Annotated in this window: 17 protein-coding genes and 1 tRNA gene; 7 read left to right on the forward strand and 11 right to left on the reverse strand. The window is 71.6% G+C overall.

What is annotated here, in order from left to right; translation table 11 throughout:
- Positions 1 to 92: 92 nt before the first annotated feature.
- The 7 genes from FV242_RS08325 to FV242_RS08355 all read right to left on the reverse strand — a co-directional run bounded on the left by FV242_RS08325 (position 93) and on the right by FV242_RS08355 (position 9,049).
- The gene (locus tag FV242_RS08325; protein ID WP_147938604.1) at positions 93 to 1,589 is read right to left on the reverse strand and encodes a heme biosynthesis protein HemY; all 1,497 of its coding nucleotides are present in this window, start codon (positions 1,587 to 1,589) and stop codon (positions 93 to 95) included.
- A gap of 124 nt (positions 1,590 to 1,713) precedes the next feature.
- Positions 1,714 to 4,065 carry a translation initiation factor 2 gene (locus FV242_RS08330; protein ID WP_147938605.1) on the reverse strand — a complete coding sequence of 784 codons (2,352 nt, stop codon included), beginning with the start codon at positions 4,063 to 4,065 and terminating at the stop codon, positions 1,714 to 1,716.
- On the reverse strand, positions 4,028 to 4,747 hold the full coding sequence (locus tag FV242_RS08335; protein WP_147938606.1) for a uroporphyrinogen-III synthase: 720 nt from the start codon (positions 4,745 to 4,747) through the stop codon (positions 4,028 to 4,030). The genes FV242_RS08330 and FV242_RS08335 overlap by 38 nt, the downstream gene beginning before the upstream one ends.
- A gap of 3 nt (positions 4,748 to 4,750) precedes the next feature.
- The gene (locus FV242_RS08340; RefSeq protein ID WP_147938607.1) at positions 4,751 to 5,638 is read right to left on the reverse strand and encodes an aldose 1-epimerase family protein; all 888 of its coding nucleotides are present in this window, start codon (positions 5,636 to 5,638) and stop codon (positions 4,751 to 4,753) included.
- A gap of 73 nt (positions 5,639 to 5,711) precedes the next feature.
- A complete protein-coding gene (locus FV242_RS08345; RefSeq protein WP_147938608.1) occupies positions 5,712 to 7,463 on the reverse strand; it encodes an ABC transporter ATP-binding protein in 1,752 nt (583 codons plus the stop codon).
- 449 nt (positions 7,464 to 7,912) lie between these two features.
- A complete protein-coding gene (locus FV242_RS08350) occupies positions 7,913 to 8,212 on the reverse strand; it encodes a hypothetical protein (RefSeq protein ID WP_147907049.1) in 300 nt (99 codons plus the stop codon).
- A 156-nt stretch (positions 8,213 to 8,368) separates the two neighbouring features.
- Complete coding sequence (locus FV242_RS08355; protein ID WP_147938609.1) at positions 8,369 to 9,049, reverse strand: DNA-binding protein; 681 nt, start codon at positions 9,047 to 9,049, stop codon at positions 8,369 to 8,371.
- Between the two features lie 268 nt (positions 9,050 to 9,317).
- Here FV242_RS08355 and FV242_RS08360 point away from each other — a divergent pair, with 268 nt between their 5' ends.
- Positions 9,318 to 9,983 (forward strand): response regulator transcription factor, encoded by a 666-nt coding sequence (locus tag FV242_RS08360; protein WP_147907004.1) that lies wholly within the window; start codon positions 9,318 to 9,320, stop codon positions 9,981 to 9,983.
- Positions 9,983 to 11,320 carry a sensor histidine kinase gene (locus tag FV242_RS08365; RefSeq protein ID WP_147938610.1) on the forward strand — a complete coding sequence of 446 codons (1,338 nt, stop codon included), beginning with the start codon at positions 9,983 to 9,985 and terminating at the stop codon, positions 11,318 to 11,320. Before FV242_RS08360 ends, FV242_RS08365 begins: the two co-directional genes overlap by 1 nt.
- Before the next feature lie 144 nt (positions 11,321 to 11,464).
- On the opposite strand, the gene FV242_RS08370 is transcribed toward FV242_RS08365, so the two are convergent.
- The 3 genes from FV242_RS08370 to FV242_RS08380 form a co-directional block, all read right to left on the reverse strand.
- Complete coding sequence (locus FV242_RS08370) at positions 11,465 to 11,716, reverse strand: hypothetical protein (protein WP_147938611.1); 252 nt, start codon at positions 11,714 to 11,716, stop codon at positions 11,465 to 11,467.
- A gap of 32 nt (positions 11,717 to 11,748) precedes the next feature.
- Positions 11,749 to 12,180: a hypothetical protein gene (locus FV242_RS08375; RefSeq protein WP_147938612.1), complete on the reverse strand. Its 432-nt coding sequence runs from the start codon at positions 12,178 to 12,180 to the stop codon at positions 11,749 to 11,751.
- A 356-nt stretch (positions 12,181 to 12,536) separates the two neighbouring features.
- Positions 12,537 to 13,928: a PLP-dependent aminotransferase family protein gene (locus FV242_RS08380; protein WP_147938613.1), complete on the reverse strand. Its 1,392-nt coding sequence runs from the start codon at positions 13,926 to 13,928 to the stop codon at positions 12,537 to 12,539.
- A gap of 113 nt (positions 13,929 to 14,041) precedes the next feature.
- Between FV242_RS08380 and FV242_RS08385 the strand changes: the two genes are divergently transcribed.
- Together FV242_RS08385 and FV242_RS08390 are read left to right on the forward strand one after the other, a co-directional pair.
- Complete coding sequence (locus FV242_RS08385; protein ID WP_147938614.1) at positions 14,042 to 14,338, forward strand: DUF1127 domain-containing protein; 297 nt, start codon at positions 14,042 to 14,044, stop codon at positions 14,336 to 14,338.
- A 62-nt stretch (positions 14,339 to 14,400) separates the two neighbouring features.
- Positions 14,401 to 14,787: a RidA family protein gene (locus FV242_RS08390; protein ID WP_147938615.1), complete on the forward strand. Its 387-nt coding sequence runs from the start codon at positions 14,401 to 14,403 to the stop codon at positions 14,785 to 14,787.
- A gap of 359 nt (positions 14,788 to 15,146) precedes the next feature.
- Here the strand turns inward: FV242_RS08390 and FV242_RS08395 are convergent.
- Positions 15,147 to 15,223: transfer RNA gene (locus FV242_RS08395), tRNA-Asp, on the reverse strand.
- 342 nt (positions 15,224 to 15,565) lie between these two features.
- Here FV242_RS08395 and FV242_RS08400 point away from each other — a divergent pair.
- The 3 genes from FV242_RS08400 to FV242_RS08410 are packed head-to-tail and all read left to right on the forward strand — an operon-like array spanning position 15,566 to position 17,229.
- The gene (locus FV242_RS08400) at positions 15,566 to 15,931 is read left to right on the forward strand and encodes an NADH-quinone oxidoreductase subunit A (RefSeq protein ID WP_007560754.1); all 366 of its coding nucleotides are present in this window, start codon (positions 15,566 to 15,568) and stop codon (positions 15,929 to 15,931) included.
- A 41-nt stretch (positions 15,932 to 15,972) separates the two neighbouring features.
- Complete coding sequence (locus FV242_RS08405; RefSeq protein WP_007560753.1) at positions 15,973 to 16,572, forward strand: NADH-quinone oxidoreductase subunit B family protein; 600 nt, start codon at positions 15,973 to 15,975, stop codon at positions 16,570 to 16,572.
- 9 nt (positions 16,573 to 16,581) lie between these two features.
- Positions 16,582 to 17,229, forward strand: coding sequence for an NADH-quinone oxidoreductase subunit C (locus FV242_RS08410; RefSeq protein ID WP_147907011.1), 648 nt, complete (start codon positions 16,582 to 16,584; stop codon positions 17,227 to 17,229).
- The last annotated feature ends 1 nt before the right edge of the window (position 17,230 follow it).

The following is a 17,230-nucleotide window of genomic DNA, read 5'->3' on the forward strand; positions in this document are numbered from 1 at the left end:
CGTAAGCGCGCGACCGAGGGAAAAGTTCAGTACAAGACTGATATCTCCCACTCTTCTCTCGTTATCCGGCTAAGGCCGGACCAGCCGATTCGTCATGCCGTCCGCCGCGCGGCCCGCTCGCCCGAGGCCGGGACCGCCGCAGACGCCATGCCGGCGGAAACCGCGTCGGCCCCCGGACCAGCCGGCGGGCTGGCGGCGGGGATGATGGTCGGAAGCGGAGCGCGCGACATCGGTTCGGCCGGGACGAGGACGGGCTTCGGCAGGTCGGGCTCCTCCGGCTCCGCCGCGGGCTCGGAGGGTGCCAACGTGTTCGGCGGCTCGCGCCAAGCGAACGCGTCGAGGCGGCCGCTGACCGGCGAGACCGGCGCCCAGGTGTCGGACGCGATGCCGTCGGCGATCCAGACCGGGTCGCGCGGCGCCCGGGCCGCCCGGGACAGCCACTCGCGGGCCTGACCGGACGCCGCGCCGTGCTCGGCCTCCTCGATCGCCGCCATCATCAGGCTGGAGCGGACGGTCGGGCGGTCGGCGAGCAGCGGCTTCAGGGCCTCCCGGGCCCGGCCGTATTCGCGCGCGTCGAGGGACGCCTGCGCCACGGCGAGGCGGGATTCCGGATCCCAGGACGTGAGTTTGGCCAGGGTCTCGGCCCGGGCCAGGCGGTCGCGGACCGAATCACCGGGGCGCAGGCCGAGATAGACCTTGGCGAGGTCGGGGTGCGGATTGGTCTTCCAGGCCGTCTCGACGACCTTGGCGGCCTTGCGCAGGTCGCCCCGGCGCGAGAGCAGGCGCCCCGCGATGCAGGCTGCCGGTACCAGGTCGGGGGCGAGCTTGACCGCCTGCAGGGCGCGCTCGGCGGCGAGTTCCGGCTCACCGGCCTCGCGCTCGCCGGCAATCGCCGTCAGGAGCACGGCCCGCTGGCGCCGGGCGGTCGGCTTGTCGATCAGCCCCAGGGAGGAGCGCCGCTCGATGGTCTCGAGAGCGGAGCCCCAGTCGCCGTCGGCGGATTGCGCCTCCAGCATCGCCTCGTTGGCCCAGGTCACGCTCGGAGCGAGGCGGGCCGCCTCCACCGCGTAGGCGCGGGCGGCGGTCTCGTCCTCGCGGCGGCGCGCCTCGACGAACAGGCCGCGCAGGCCGAGCACCCGGGTCTCGGGGTCGTCGACCATGCGCTGGAAGGCGCTCTCGGCGGCGTCGCGGTCGCCGGAGATCTGTGCCGCCTGGGCCTTGAGCAGGAGGGTCAGCGGCTCGGGGCCGAGCAGCCGCTCGGCATCCCCGGCGTAGCGGCGGGCGGCGAGCGGGTCGCCCGAGCCCACCGCCACCATCCCGCGCGAGAGGGCGGAGAAGCCCTTCGCCCGGCGGCGTTCCGCCGAGCCGCGCACCAGCGCCTCGGGCAGGCCGATCACGCCGCGCACGATCGCCCAGAGCAGGCCCAGGAAGATGGCCGCGGCGATCACGCCGACCAGGGCGACCGCGAGGCTGGTGCCGATCTGGTAGCCGTTCCAGACGACGGTGACGGTGCCGGGCCGGTCGGCGATCCAGACCGCCCCGAAGGCGGCGAGTGCGAGCAGGGCCAGGAAGGCGAGGGCGCGCCACATGGGGTCAGTGTCTCCTGTCGACGGCCGCCGGGCGGCCACCGCTGGGTGCGGGAGAGGCGGGGCGCCTGGGCGCCCGACCGGAGAAGATGCAGCCGCGCGAGGCGCGGATCGACGCCGTCACTGCCTAGCGGCCTGGCGCCGCCGGGGCGGCACCGGAGGCCGCATCCGTAGGCAGGGCCTTGAAGACACCGGCGAGCAGGGCCCGTACGGACTCCTCGGCGGCGGCCCGGGCCTTGAGCTTGGCGGCGAAATCGCCGGCCTGGTCGCGCATCTCGGGCGGCAGGGCCGCGAAGGCCGCGGACGCCGCCGGCAGGTCGCCGCGGTCCAGCGCTGCCTGGACCTTGGCCTCGGGTTCGTCGGACGCCTCCGGCGTGGCGGCGGGCGCATCGACCTTGCGCACCTGCACGAGGCCGTCGGCCATGCTCAGGAGCTTGGTGCGGAAATCGCCGGTCTCGGCGGCGCTCCGGGCCAGCTGCGACCGGCGCTTGGCGGCGACTTGCTCGGCGACCGGCCGGAACGCGTTGGCGAGTTGGGCCGTGGTCGGCGCGCCGGTCTCGGCGAACGGCGCGAGCGCCGTGGCCTGGGCTTCCGCACCCGGATCCAGCTTGCGCAGCGTCGTGAGCGGCTCCGCGTAGGGCATGCCGGCCGCGAGCGCCGAGGCGACGCGATCGGCCACCACCACCCGCAGCGCCGCCTGAACGGTGGAGATTTCGGCCCGCTGGGACACGCTCTTGTCGAGCGCGGCGATCTTGTCGGCCTGCTCCTGCAGGCGGCGGTCGACCGCCTTCGCGGCCTCGGCGGCCTGGGTCTGACCCGCCTCCGCGGCGGTGCGGCTCGCCTGCGTGGCCGCCTGAACCGCCTCGGTGGCGGCCTTCACGCGGGCGTCGAGGGCCTGCTGCAGGCTGTCGAGGCGCTGGCCCAGGGCGGCGTCGGCCGTGGCATTGGCCTTGGTCCGCTGCTCGACCTCGCCCTGCAGGGCGGCGATCGTCTTCGACGCCTCGGCCGCGGCCCCCTTGTCGGGCTGATCCGCCTCGAGCGCCTTCACGCGCGCATCGAGATCGGCGACCTGCTTGGGATCGGCCGCCTGGGCCGCGCCGAGCTTGGCATCGCCCCCCTGATCCCGGCCGGGCTCCTCCTGGAGCGCGGCGACCCGCTGATCGAGGCTGTCGAGGCGCGCGGCGAGATCGGCCGGCACCGCCGCATTCGTCGCGGGCGCCTGCCCGTCCGTCGCAGCGCCGCCGGGGGCCGGGGCCTTCTCCAGAGCCTGCCGGGCCGCGGCCTCTGCGGCGGCGACACGCTTGTCGAGGTCGGCGACGGCATCGCGCGGGGCGAGCCCGTCCACCCGCTTGTCGAGGGAGGCGACCTGGCCGGACAGGGACGGATCGGAGGCGTTCGGCCGCACAGTGCCGAGGCCGGCGCGCTCTGCGCCGAACAGCGCGCCCGCGCCGATCAGGCCGCCGATGAGGCCGGCCGCCGCCAGGGAGCCGAACCCGGCCCGGGCCCGCCCGGCCGGCGGGGTCACGGGGGTCAGGGCCGTCGTCCCGGAGCCCTTCGGGGGCTCCTTCGCGGCAACCTTTGCAGTGTCCTTGGCAGTTTCCTTGCCAGTTTCCTTCGACCCGTCCCTGGGCGCATCCTTCGGGGCGTCCTTGCCGGGCTGCGGCGGATCGGGAATGCGCTTGGCCTTCAGGTCCAGGATCGGCCCGGCCGTGACCGCAGCGGCCGCGGCACCGGTCGCCGCAGCACCGGGCCGGGGACCACCGCCACCCTGCGCGCCCGCACCCGGCTGGCCAGCCTTGGTGGGATCCGGCTTAGCCGCCTCGGGCTTGCCGGGTTCGACCTTGCCGGTTTCGGGCTTGCCGGGTTCGACCTTGCTGGCTTCGGGCTTGCCGGGTTCGAGTTTGCCGGGTTCGGATTTCGGCCCGGCGATGCCGGACGCCAGCTTGGCCTCGGAGCCCGAAGAGGCCGTGGCACCCGGCTGGGACGCGGCAGGCTTGCTCTCGCCGGGACGATCCGTTCCAGCGGCGGACGGCTTGGCGCCGTCGCCAAGTGGTTTGCCGGCTTCTGGCTTGCCGTCGGCCGCGCCGGGGCTGCCCGGCTTGACGGTCAAGACCGGCTCGGTCGCCGGCTTGGGCGGAGTGGCCGCCGGAGATCCAGTGCCGGGTGCACCCGGCTGATTCGGTGCGACCGGCACGGGCTTGGCGCCCCCCACCGCGGGGGCGGGCGACTTCGCACCTGGCCGGGATTCGGTCCGGCCCGGATCGGGTTGCGCAGGGGTGGACGGAGCGCCGCCCGGCTTCGGACCGCCGGCTCCGGGCTTGTCGGCGTCGCTGGGTGGTGGCGTCACGGGCAAGTCCTCCAACTCTTCGGCGTCGCCGCGCCCCCGTAGCACCGCGGCGGCACCGGGCGCGAGGGCGAGATACGGCGGCTCTGTCCCGCTGTCACCGCGCGCCGTCGCCGAAGCGTGGCGCGAGGGCATCGAGCAGATCCGTTTCCCGCGGCCGTGCCGCAACGAAATGGACCGCGATGCCGGCGGCTTCCAGGGGGAACGCGACATCAACAGACAGGCAGTAATGCCTCAAGCGGCGGAAAGCTCCGCCGTGTCCCGATCCATCCGCGAGCGCGAGCGCGGCGGCCGCACTGCGGCGGGAGTAATGCAGCGCGGCATCGAGCGCCCCGGCGGCGAGTGCGTCGCCCACGGCAGCAGGCAGGGTCGGGACCAGATCCGCCGTGTAGGCCTCGACGATCACGATCGTGAATCCGGCGGCCGTCAGGGTCGCTTCGGGCTCGGGCTTGCGGGCGGTCCCGGTGGCGTGGAGCAGGCACGCCCCGGCCGGCAACACCTCGGCCACGAGGGCGGCGAGCCCGGCCGCGTCACCCGGTCCCTCCCGAACAGGCCCGAGCCCCGCCGCGCGCACACGCTCGGCGGTCCGGGGGCCGACCGCGAAGACCGGCAGCCCGCGCAGGCTTTGCGTGTCCCGGAGGGCCGGCACCGCGTGGGCGCTGGTGAACAGAAGCGCGTCGAACGAACCGGCGGGCGGTTCCGCGCCGGTCGGCCCGATCGCCAGCACCGGTGCCACGAGGGGGGCGTGCCCGCGCGCGGCCAGGGCCGCGCCGGTGCGGGTGGCCCCCGGCTCGGGTCGGGCGACCCAGACGCGCAACCGCTAGGTTTCCAGGGTCAGGCGGACGCCGTGACGAGCCTCGTCACCCGGTGGCAGCACGCGTTGCGCGTCGCGCTCCTGAAGCGGGCCGGAGAAATCCGCCCAGTCGGCGTAGCCGGTCCAGCACTCGAGCGACAGGAACGGCGCGGTCGGCTTCGTCCAGACAGCGAGGTGCGGGAAATCCTCCATCTCCATGCGGATCGCCTTGACCGCCCCCTGGCCGGGTCCGGTGAAGCGCATCCATCGGCTCTGCGCATTCCGGAACACGAAGGCTTCGGTGAAGATCGCCGGGTCGAGGGGCAGGGTATCGCCGGACAGCGGGATCGGCTGCTCGTCGCGCAGCAGCAGCCCGCCGGGGCCGACCTGCGGGGCGAACGGGCGCTCGTGCCGCTCGAACGCCACCGCGTAGCCGCCGTCCCGGGCCCGCTCGCCACCCGCGAAGGGCCACGGGAAGGCCGGGTGGAACCCGAGCGCGTAGGGCAGGGGAACGTCGCCCGTGTTGACCACGGTGACGGTGAGGTCGAGCCCGGACGGCTTCACCCGGGCCGCGATGTCGAGGCGGAAGGCGAACGGGTAATGCACCCGTGTCTCCGGCCCGTCGGTCAGCCGAAGCGTCACCGCGTCGGCGCCGCGATCGACGACCGTGAACGGCAGGTCCCGGGCGAAACCGTGCTGCGCCATCGGGTAGCGCGCGGCCCCGACCGTCACCTGGCCGCCGGCCGAGGCGCCGACCACGGGGAAGAGCCAGGGAGCGTGCCGGTTCCAATGCGCCGGATCGCCGCTCCACAGGTACTCGGTGCCGCCGACCCGCCAGGAGACCGGCTCGGCCCCGTGGGTGGAGAGCACGGCCGTGGTGCCGTCCGGAGCGGTCAGGTCGATGCGCGTGCTCAAGCGTGCCTCCCGGGCGATCCTCGAACCGTCGAGGTAACGGACGCGGACCGGGACGCAAGGGGAGGGCGCCACCTCACGCCGCATTCCCCAATCCCGGCAGGATCGTCTCCGGCGGCCCGGAGGCCACTATCCGGCCGCCCTCCAGCACGTGGACCGCGTCTGCCCCCTCCAGGGTCGAGAGCCGGTGGGCGATCAGGATCACGGTGCGCCGGCCCGAGAGCGCCCGCAGGGCGCGCATCACGGCCCCTTGCGTCTCGTCGTCCAGCGCGGAGGTCGCCTCGTCGAACACGATCACGTCCGGATCGTGGTAGAGCGCCCGGGCGATGCCGAGGCGCTGGCGCTGGCCGCCGGAGAGCCGCGCGCCGCGCTCGCCGACGCGCGCGGCGTAGCCGTGGGGCAGGGCGGCCACGAAATCATGCGCGCCCGCGAGCCGGGCCGCGCGCTCGACGGCGGGCAGATCCGGCGCGTCGAGGCCGAGGGCGATGTTCTCGGCCACGGTGCCGTCCACGAGAAACACGTCCTGCGGGACGTAGCCGATGCGGTTCTGCCAGGCGGGGAGGGCGCTGGCGTCGAGCACGCGCCCGTCCACGGTGATCCGGCCCGTGCCCGGGGTGAGCACCCCCAGCAGCAGGCCGGCCAGGGTCGACTTGCCCGAGCCGGTGCGGCCGGCGAGGCCGATCGTCGTGTTGACCGGGATCGTCAGGTCGATCTCGGCCAGCGCCGGTCGGCCGGTGCCGTAATCGAAGCCGACCCCCTCCAGCCTGATGGCACGGCCGAAGGGCAGGCGCTCGTCGGTACGTGGGCCGGGGCGGCGCTCGCCGGAGAGTTCATCGACGATCACCCGCACCACCGGGCTGTAGAAGCGCATCAGGGAGACGGATGTGAAAATGTTCTGGAAGGCCGGGAGCATCCGGTAGCCCGCGAAGGCGAACAGGCCGAGCAGCGGCAGGATCCCGGCCACATCCAGCCCCTGGGCGAGGGCGAACAGCACCACCACGATCACCCCGCCGAAGGCCAGGGCCTCGATCACGAAGCGCGGCATCTGGCCGGTGAGCAGGCTCTCGGCGGTGGCGATCGCGTAGGCACGCGCCGGGGCGTCGAACCGGCCCGCGAAGGCCTCGGCCCGGCCGTAGAGCTTCAATTCCGTGAGCGCGCCGAACGTCTCCTGCACGATCCGGAACCTTGCCTCGTTGTCGGCCACCGAGCGGCCGCCGAGCCGGGCGAGCCGGGCCCGCATGATCAGGTAGATCCCGAAATAGAGGCCGCCGAAGCCGCCGCCGAGGATCAGGGCGAGCTGCGGCGCGTAGGCCAGCAGGAACGCGATCACCGCGAGCGCCGAGGTCGCCCGCGAGGCCAGCACGGTGGCCGGGGTCAGCACGCCGACCACCAGCCGGTCGGTCTCGGACAGGACGTTCTTGGCAAGCTCGGCGCTGTTGGCCTGGGCGAAGAACAGCCGCTCCCGGTCGAGGTAGCGGAACAGCATCCGCCGGCTGAAGCCGTAGCCGGCCAGATGCGTGAACCGGAGCTGCGCGTAGGTCAGCCCGGCATTGACCACGGCGGTGGTCAGGATCGCCAGCAGCGCCGCCCCGCCGGTGACCAGCAGGAAGCTGCGCGCGTCGGCGAGCCCAAGGGCCTCGCGGGCCTGGGCCAGGTACGGCACGCGGGTCGCCGCCGATGGGTCGCCGACCAGGGTCAGGAACGGGATCACCGAGGCGACGCCGACCACCTCCAACAGCGCCGCGCCCGCCAGGCCCGCCGCGATCAGGGCGAGCCGCCGCCGATCGCGCGCATGCATGATGCGAACGAGATCGATCAAGGCGCGCATGGTTCGGGACGGATCGGCGGGAGGGGTCGCATGGCCGGGCCGGGCTTAGAGGGCCCGGCGCCGGAGGGAAAGGCGGCTGGGCTTCCCGGCCCTGGGTCGAACACCCGCAGACATCGTCCCAAACCCGAAACGCCTTGTTTCCGAATGGCCCGAACCCAGCCCCTCTGGCGGGTTTGAATCGCGTTCTGTGCCGTTCGCCCGACGAGGCTAACCTTAGGCTCAGGCCTTTATGAAGCCGCCCCTGTCATCCCGGGGTCGCGGAGCGGAACCCGGGATCCAGAACTACCGTGGGATCGAGGCTTCGCATCGTCGGCGGCTCTGGATCCCGGGCTCGCCTCCGGCGCCCCGGGACGACCGGGAGGTTGATAGGGCGGCCTCCAGGCTGACCGAACCTGTGCGGGCCAGCACTTTCAACGGGTTGGGTGCTGGGCCTTATCAGACCTGGACGGTCAGTCGAGCTTCTTGAGCGAGCCCAGATCCACGTCGCCGTTCTGGCTCGAGAAGGTTAGCGACTTGGTGCTGCCGTCCGACTGCGAGACGCCGCCGATCCGGTGGTCACCGCTATCGTAGGTTGAGACCTGGCCGTCGCGCTCGATCAGGAGACGATGTTTGTCCGGGAAGAACGCGTATTTCATGCCGTTCTGGGAGCCGCTGGTCGAGGGATCGCCCAGGTCCTTCGGCCAAAAGGGCTCCATGCCCTTCATCGGCTCCATGGGCTTCATGGGTTCCATCGGCTTCATGGGTTCCATCGGCTTCATGGGTTCCATCGGCTTCATCGGTTCCAAGGGGTGCCTCCTGTTCAGCTGGGTGACAGGAGGACGCGGCAGGGGGGAAACGGTTGCATCGTCCCTGACCGCCGGGCCGGAGATCGGTCCGGCGGCGTGCACATGCAGGCGACCGAGGCCTCAGAGCCGGGCGCCCGGGACCGGCCGCTCGCGAACCTGGCCGTCGAAGCCGACATGGAGCTGGTGCTCGCGCCCGTCCCGGTCCTTGGCCGCGACGTCGAGGTGGCGCGGCCCGCGGCCGGTCACCCGCACGTCGCCGTAGCCGGCGGCCTGGACGGCGGCGGTCAGCGCCGGCACGTCCGGGTTCGGCCCGAGGCCGAGCTTGTCCTTGGCCCAGTCGAGGCTGCCACGCGGAGGTCCGCCGGCCGGCCCGATCACCACCTTGCGGCCGTCACCATGGGTCAGCACGCTGGCATGCAGGAACCCGGTCTCGAACCGGCCCTGCACCGTCACCGCCTCGCCTTTGGCCACGAGGTTGCCGCCCTCGCCGGCGGGGCCGGTCTCGACCAGCGCCCGGCCGGTGGAATCCTGGACCACGAACTTGTTGCCAAAAATCTCGGCGACCTCGCCCTTGATGGCGGTGGCGCTCGACGGGGCCAGCGCCTGGATCGCCACCGGATCCACCGGGGTCGGCTGGAACGCGGTGCCCTGCGCCAGGGACAGGCCGGCGGCACCCAAAGCCAGGGGTGCGGCGATCGCGGCCACGACCCAGGTCCGCCCCGGGACCTTTCTGGTTGGCTTGGCGGAGGCCGGCTCGCGGATCTCGCGGGCGGTGCCGTCGATGGTGTTGTCGTCGCTCATCGTTGTCGTCCTCTTGAGAAGGTTCGGGACCCGATCGGTCCGTGGCGCCTTCGTAAGACGCCCCCTCAAATCCGGCCTGAACCGCCCGGTTCAGCCTCGGTTAAAGCCGTCCGCCTATGGCCGGATCGGCGCCGAGACGCGCGGGCGATCAAGGACTTGGCCGCGGGTGCAGATCCGGGGGCCGGATGGATGGGCAGCGTGAGAGAGCGGCCCTAACTTCCGGCAGCGCCACGGTGTCGGGCGGGCCGGGGCACGAGGGGGCAAACGTTTGAAAATCCTGCTGGTGGAGGACGACGCGGCCCTGGCTGCCGAACTGGCCAAGGTCCTGCGCGCGGAGAACTTCGTCCTCGACCGGGCCGCCACCGGCGAGGACGCGCAGCATCTCGGCGAGACCGAGGGCTACGACGCGGTGGTGCTCGACCTCGGCCTGCCCAAGGGCGACGGCGTCTCGGTGCTGCGCGCCTGGCGGGCGGCCGGGCGGACCCTGCCGGTGCTGGTGCTCACCGCCCGGGACGGCTGGAGCGACAAGGTCGCGGCGTTCAAGGCGGGAGCGGACGATTACCTGGTCAAGCCGGTCCGGGTGGAGGAGCTGGTGATCCGCCTGCGCGCCCTGGTGCGCCGGTCGCAGGGCGGCGGGGCGAGCCGGATCGCCTGTGGCCCTCTCAGCTTCGATACGGGGCTCGGCGCCTTCGAGCACGAGGGCCTGCCGCTCAAGCTCACGGGCCTCGAATGGCGGGTCCTGTCCTGCCTGATGCTCAACCGCGACGCGGTGGTGCCGCGCCCGCACCTGATCGAGCGGGTCTACGAGGGCGACGCGGATGTCGATTCGAACTCCGTGGAGGTGATCATCACCCGCCTGCGCCGGAAGATCGCCCCCGCGCGGATCGAGAGCGTGCGGGGCCACGGCTACCGCCTGCACGCGGATCCGGCCTGATGCCGCCGCCGAAGAAGAGACCGCCGCCGCACCGCTCCCTGCGGACCCGCCTGCTGGTGGCCGCCCTGGCGCTGGTGCTGGCGGCGCTCGTGGTGGCCGGGCTCGCCATCGGGGTGATCCTGCACCGCTTCGTCCGGGGGCAGATCGAAGGGCATCTCGACGCCCAGATCGTCGCGCTGCGGACCGGCCTGGAGGCGGGCCTTCTGCCCCGGGATCGCGACGCGCCGCCCTTCGACCGGGACGGGCCCGGCTGGGCCTGGGAGGTGCGCCGGGGGGCAGAGACCTTCGGCTCGGGCTCCCTGCGGGGCGGCCATATCACCGTCACCGAGCCGGGCCCCGACGACGAGCCCGACCGCCCGCATCCGGCGGACGGCACCGGGCCGCGGGGGGAGCGGCTGATCCTGCGCATCCTCGACGTGCCGGGCACGCCCCCCGCCACGATCGTCGCGGCGGCGCCCCGGGCGGCCCTGTACGGCCCCTTGCGCGAGGCCCTGACCAGCCTGGCGCTGGCGCTCGGCGTGCTCGGCCTCTGCCTGATCGCCGGACTGGCCCTGCAGGTGCGCCTCGGCTTGGCGCCGCTGCGGCGCCTGCGCGGCGACCTCGCCGCCGTGCGCACCGGGCACCGGGAGCGGGTGCCGGAGGAGCAGCCCGCCGAGATCAAGCCGCTGGTCGCCGAACTCAACGCGCTGCTGGACCAGAACGCGCAGAACCTGGAGCGGGCCCGCGGTCACGTCGCCAACCTCGCCCACGCCCTCAAGACGCCGCTGGCGACCCTGTCGATGGCGCTGGCCGAGCCTGCCCGCGATCCCGGGGGCGCCCTGCGCCTGCAGGTGGACGCCATGGACCGGCGGGTCCGCCACCACCTGCGCCGGGCCCGGGCGGCGGCGCTCGCCGGCTCGGCCCGGGGGCGCACGCCCCTGGCGCCCCGGGTCTCGGACCTGCGCGATGCGCTGGTGCGCCTCTACGCCGAGAAGGGCGTGGCGATCGAGCTGGCGGTGCCGGACGACCTCACGGTGCCCTGCGAGGGGCAGGACCTCGACGAGATGCTGGGCAACCTTGTCGACAACGCCTGCCGCTGGTGCCGCAGCCGCGTGCGGGTGACGGCACTCCCGCAGGCGAACGGCGTCCGGGTCGCCGTGGAGGATGACGGGGCCGGCCTCGCGGCCGAGGCCGCCGAGGCGGTCATGGCCCGCGGACGGCGCCTCGACGAGGGCGTGCCGGGCCACGGTTTCGGGCTGCCGATCACCCTCGAACTCGCCGAGCTCTACGGCGGCGGCTTAAGCCTCGGGCGATCGAATCTCGGCGGGCTGAAGGCGGAGCTGCTGTTGCCGGCGTGAGGCCGACCTCAATCTGTTCGTTGCGCCGCTCACCGTCATCACGCGCGGTTGAGACGTGATTGAGGGTTTGGACGCGATCCGCTTGGCGCTGGTGATGTCTGAGAAGGGTGGTTTCGAGACAAAGCCGTGTGATCGGAACGAGAGTTAGCTGTCTCTCGGCGTACCGATGCCCAGGTGCTTGAACTCGGTACTCAGCCATTCGGCGCAGCGTCTGCGTTCCGCCGGGTTACCGGCCTCCTCGAAGGCGCGCAGGAACCTCGCCAGCACCGTCAGCAACTTCTCCTCATCGATCGGGCGAGCGTTCGAGTCCGGGCGCCCGTAGAATGTCGAAACCGGCACGCCCAGGACGTCGGCGATGTGCTGGAGGGATCCCGCATGGGAGGCTTCGTCTGCCATACGCGCGCCCTCCCAGGAACGGTCAAGGCGTGTCAACTTTGAACGACACCTGCTGCCTTGGGGCCCATCTGTGCGGCGATGTGGCGGCCGATGGACATCAGCGCGTCTCTCAAAACGTCCTGTACCTCGTCGTCCCTGGCCACAGCAGCTTGGTATGCGGCGCACATGGACGTGGCCACGTCGTCGAGATCGCCTTCATCGAGGCCGGCAAGGTTCAAGGCTTCGAGAATGGATAAGCGGTGGTCGGGCGCCTCGGGTTCAGCGTCAGCCGGCGGTGTCAGCCCCCACTGAGCGGAGATGCTGGCCCAGGCCTGTTGCAGGCGGAAACGAGACTGCGCGTTCGCTTCGCGCATGACGGCTGCCTCCCGGCGCACCGACCGCGCCTCAGCCATAAGCGCGCGGAGTTCGGCCTGCTTCGAGTGGAGCCAGTCATCACATTCCGAGGCATCGAAAATCGCGCTCATGACTAGGTCCCCGAGAAGCGATACACGCAACTCAGGATCGATGTGTCAACTCGAGTTTTCGACCATGAGTGTTCTGCGCGCGATACGCGGGAATGCTGTGGGTCGGAGGTGGAATGTCCACTTCGGGTCGCGAGGTCCGGGTTTGGTGGCCACCCCAAGCCGAAGTTGCCAGACGGCCAACGAATGACCGCTATCGGGAAGCGCCTGTGGCAAACCAGGCGGCCAAGTTGGGTCGAACGCTGTCACCCTAATCTCAAGCTTATCGGGCGCAGGCCCATTGGGCGCCGTACCCCGATCAAACGAGGAACCCCGCCAGGTCGCTGCGCTGCGCGCGCAAAGCCATGGCACCGGAGCGATCACGCCAGCGCCGCGCGCAGGATCGGCCGGATGCGCGGGTCGACGCAACGGGCGACGTTGAAGCGCATGTAGCCGTTCCAGTCGTCCGAGAGGCTGAACGCGGTGCCCGGCGCCAGGACCATGCCTTGCGCCATCGCCCGGCGCGCTACCTCGGCGCCGTCGCGCCCGTCCGGCAAGTGCATCCACAGGAAGAAGCCGCCCCGGGGCTGCGCCCAGGGCTTCAGGCCGCAGGCGCCGAGCTCGGCCGAGGCCTGGACCATGGCGCCGGCCAGCCGCCGCTTGGTCTCGGCCAGATGCCGGCGATAGCAGCCCTCGGTGATCAGGCTGTGCACCAGGGCCGCGGTGAGGTGGCCGTTGCCGAGGCTCAGCGCCAGCTTGAGATCGACCAGCGGCTCGACCCAGTCGGCCCGCAACGCGATCCAGCCACAGCGCGCGGCGGCAGACAACGTTTTGGAGAAGCTGCCGATCTGGATCACCCGGTCCAGCCCATCGAAGCCGGCGAGCCGCGGCGCGGGCTCGGGCTCGAGGTCGCCGAAAATCTCGTCCTCGACGATCAGGGTGTCGTGCGCCTCGCACAGCTTCAGCAGCCGGTGGGCGATGACCGGGGCGAGGCTCGCGCCGGTCGGGTTCTGGAGCGCCGCGTTGGTGAGGTAGAAGCGCGGGCGGTGCCGCTCGAGCAGGGTGCCCAGAGCCCGCAGGTCCGGTCCCTCCGGGGTCAGCGGCACGCCGACCACCGCGACCCGGTGGGCTCGCAACAGCGCCAGGAAATTGAAGTAGCAGGGATCGTCCACCAGCACGGTGTCGCCGGGCTGGAGCAGGAAGCGGCAGACCAGATCGAGGGCCTGCGTGGCCGATTCGACCAGCACGATCTGGTCCGGCTCGGCGCCGACGCCCTTCTCGGCGATCTTGCGGGCGATCTGGATCCGCAGGGGCTCGTAGCCAAGCGGGCGGTCGTAATTGGTCATCTCGGCCAGATCGGCCCGGGCCACCCGGCGCAGGCCGCGCCGGATCGCCTCGTGCGGCATCCACGAATCCGGCAGCCAGCCGGCCCCGGGCTTGAGCTGGTCCGCGCCGGCCTGCTGGGCCTGGCGGGTGATCCAGAGCGGGTCCACGATCCGGTCGAGCCGCGGACCCATCGCCTGGAGGGAGAGCGGCCGGGTCTTGCCGGCGACGTAGAAGCCCGAACCCGGCCGCGCCACCAGGGTGCCCTCGGCGGCCAGCCGGTCATAGGCCTCCACCACGGTCGATTTCGACACGCCCATGGATTCCGCGAACGCCCGCACCGACGGGATCCGGACCCCGGGCACGAGATGGCGCGCCGCGATGCGCTCACGGATCTCGCCGGCCACGGTCTCGACGCGCGTTCCCGCCGGCCTGCTCGCGACCTTCATCCGTACCGCCTTTCCGACCGGACAATTCTTCGAAACCGTACCGAACTGTTCCTGTCGCCGCCAGCCCCATGGCCGCAGGATCGCGGAAATCCGCACGGACGAAGGATCGAATCATGGACCAGTGCCTCACCCAGACCGCCCACGCGCCGGGCAGGCCGTCCTGGCTCGCCCGGGCTGCCCGGGCGATCGCCGAGGCCGCGGCCGAGGTGCGGACGGGCCTGTCCCGCGCGGCGATGAACCGGCGCGTCCTGCACCGACTCGCGACCCTGTCCGAGCGGGAGCTGAAGGATATCGGTCTGACACCGCAGGACGTCGCCGACGCAACCGTGCCGGGCCGCCGCGACGCCACCGACCTGCTGATCGGGCGGCGCGACGACCGCCGCCGGGCGCGGGGGGCGGACCGGCGTTGATTCTGCGCCGGTCCGCATGGAATGGACCCTCACGCGACCACGGCATTCAAGAGGGACCACCGATGAGCAGAGTTGCCGTGACCGCACCCGGTGCAACGGCCGTCGGCCCCTACGCGCACGCCGTTCGCGCCGGCGACACCGTCTATTTGTCGGGCCAGACTCCGATCGACGCGACGACCGGCCGTTTGGTCGAAGGCGGGTTCACAGCGCAGGTTCACCAGTGCTTTCGAAACCTCGAAGCTGTGCTGACAGCGGCGGGACTTGGCTTCGGGGACGTTGTGAAGTGCAACGTGTTCCTGACGGACATGGGCGACTTCGCCGCGATGAACCACGTCTACGCCGAGTACTTCACGGCCCCCTACCCGGCGCGCACGACGATCGGCGTTGCGGCGCTCCCGCTGGGGGCACATGTCGAGATCGAGATGGTTGCGGCCGTCCCACGGCCCTGAGGGCGTACGCATGTCGAGCGGAACGTGGGCTCGGCAGGCGGTTGGGTCGGTACGTGTGACCGTCCATGAGAGGTCGGTGGGCACACGCCAACGACGCCGCCCGACACGCGGACGGCGATCCTGGGCGTCACGGATCCCCGGTGCCAACGTCGTGGCGATCAAGATCGGCCTCGAGACGACGGCTCCGCGCCCGCTCTGAACCGTCCGTGGCGGCTGGACTGCCACGTTGCCGCCGACATCTCACGTTCGAGGGCGCCGATCTGCCGACCGATCACGGTCCCGACGGCAGCGCAAACGCAAGAACGCCCCCGAGACGATCGGAGGCGCGGTTCGGGCATCTTGTAACGGTATTGTGGAAGTGGCGCGGGCGACGGGACTCGAACCCGCGACCTCCGGCGTGACAGGCCGGCACTCTAACCAACTGAGCTACGCCCGCACGGCGTGGTCGCTTCCGAGGGGGCGTTTCGCCCGGCGACGGGGCGGGGTGTATGGGCCAGACCGGGGACTGTCAAGCGTGTCCGTGACGGTTTTGTGCGGCGATGCGCCGGACGGGCTGCGCGCTTGCGTCGTGTTGCAGGCGAGCCGCCTGCGCCCAATCTCTGCACAAGGCAGGACGTGCACTTTGTGCGACGCGACAAGCCATTGTCACGGGTCGGCGGCTCGACTAAGCCTCCGGCCGCGCGCATCCTGGCATAAGAACAATTCCACGGGCGAATCCGGTTCGGCGGCGCACCGCGGTTTCCCACGTCGATACGAGACGCTCTCGCGAGGCCCTGGCATGACCGGATTGTTGGCGGACTATCTTCCGCTCATCGTGTTCATCGGCGTTGCTCTGTTCATCGCCACCGCGCTGCTGGTCGTGCCGTTCCTGGTTGCGTTCAAGAGCCCGGACCCGGAGAAGCTCTCGGCCTACGAGTGCGGCTTCAATGCCTTCGACGATGCCCGCATGAAGTTCGACGTGCGGTTCTACCTCGTGGCGATCCTGTTCATCATCTTCGATCTCGAAGTCGCGTTCCTGTTCCCGTGGGCGATCACCTTCGGAGACCTTGGCTGGTTCGGCTTCTGGTCGATGATCGTCTTCCTGGGCGTGCTGACGGTCGGTTTCGTCTACGAGTGGCGCAAGGGCGCCCTCGAGTGGGATTGATTCGCAACAGCAGCCTGCCCGCACCGCATTCCGAGTCGCCGATGGCCCTGATCACCGACACGACCCACAGCCTGTCCCGCGCCCCCGCGGTCGCGCCCCAGCCGAAGGGGATCATCGATCCCAACACCGGCCGGCCGATCGGCGCCGACGATCCGACCTTCCTGTCGATCAGCGACGAGCTGGCCGACCGGGGCTTCCTGCTCACCACCACGGACGAGCTGATCAACTGGGCCCGCACCGGCTCGCTGATGTGGATGACCTTCGGGCTCGCCTGCTGCGCGGTCGAGATGATGCAGATGTCGATGCCGCGCTACGATTGCGAGCGGTTCGGCTTCGCTCCGCGCGGCTCGCCGCGCCAGTCCGACGTGATGATCGTCGCCGGCACCCTGACCAACAAGATGGCTCCGGCCCTGCGCAAGGTCTACGACCAGATGCCAGAGCCGCGCTACGTGATCTCGATGGGCTCCTGTGCCAACGGCGGCGGCTACTACCACTATTCCTATTCGGTGGTGCGCGGTTGCGACCGGGTCGTGCCGGTGGACATCTACGTGCCCGGCTGCCCGCCCACCGCAGAGGCGCTGCTCTACGGCGTGCTGCTGCTGCAGAAGAAGATCCGCCGCACCGGCACGATCGAGCGCTGAGGAGCGGGCATGACCAACGGCATCTCGATCCTGTCGCATACGCAGCCGGAGAGCGGCGAGTCCGCCCTCGCGGCGATGGCGGCGCGCATCACCGGCGCGCTCGGCCCGGCGGTGGTGTCCCACGCCACCGCGTTCGGCGAGCTGACCCTGGTGGTCCAGTCCTCCGACATCGTCTACGCGCTGACGTACCTGCGCGACGACCCGGCCTGCGCGTTCCGCAGCTTCATCGACATCTGCGGCGTGGACTACCCGCAGCGCGAGAAGCGCTTCGACGTGGTCTACCACCTGCTTTCGCTGCGCCACAACGCGCGCATCCGGGTGAAGGTGCAGACCGACGAGGTGACCCCGGTCCCTTCGGCGATCGAGGTGTTCCCCGCCGCCAACTGGTACGAGCGCGAGGCCTACGACCTCTACGGCATCCTGTTCTCGGGGCATCCGGACCTGCGCCGGCTGCTCACCGATTACGGGTTCGAGGGGCACCCCCTGCGCAAGGACTTCCCGCTCACCGGCTTCGTCGAGGTCCGGTACGACCAGGACGAGGCGCGGGTCGTCTACGAGCCGGTCCAGCTGACGCAGGAATTCCGGAACTTCGATTTCCTCTCGCCCTGGGAGGGCACGGATTACGTGCTCCCGGGCGACGAGAAGAAGTCGGCCTGAG

Source organism: Methylobacterium sp. WL64 (assembly GCF_008039945.1).
Taxonomy (GTDB): domain Bacteria; phylum Pseudomonadota; class Alphaproteobacteria; order Rhizobiales; family Beijerinckiaceae; genus Methylobacterium.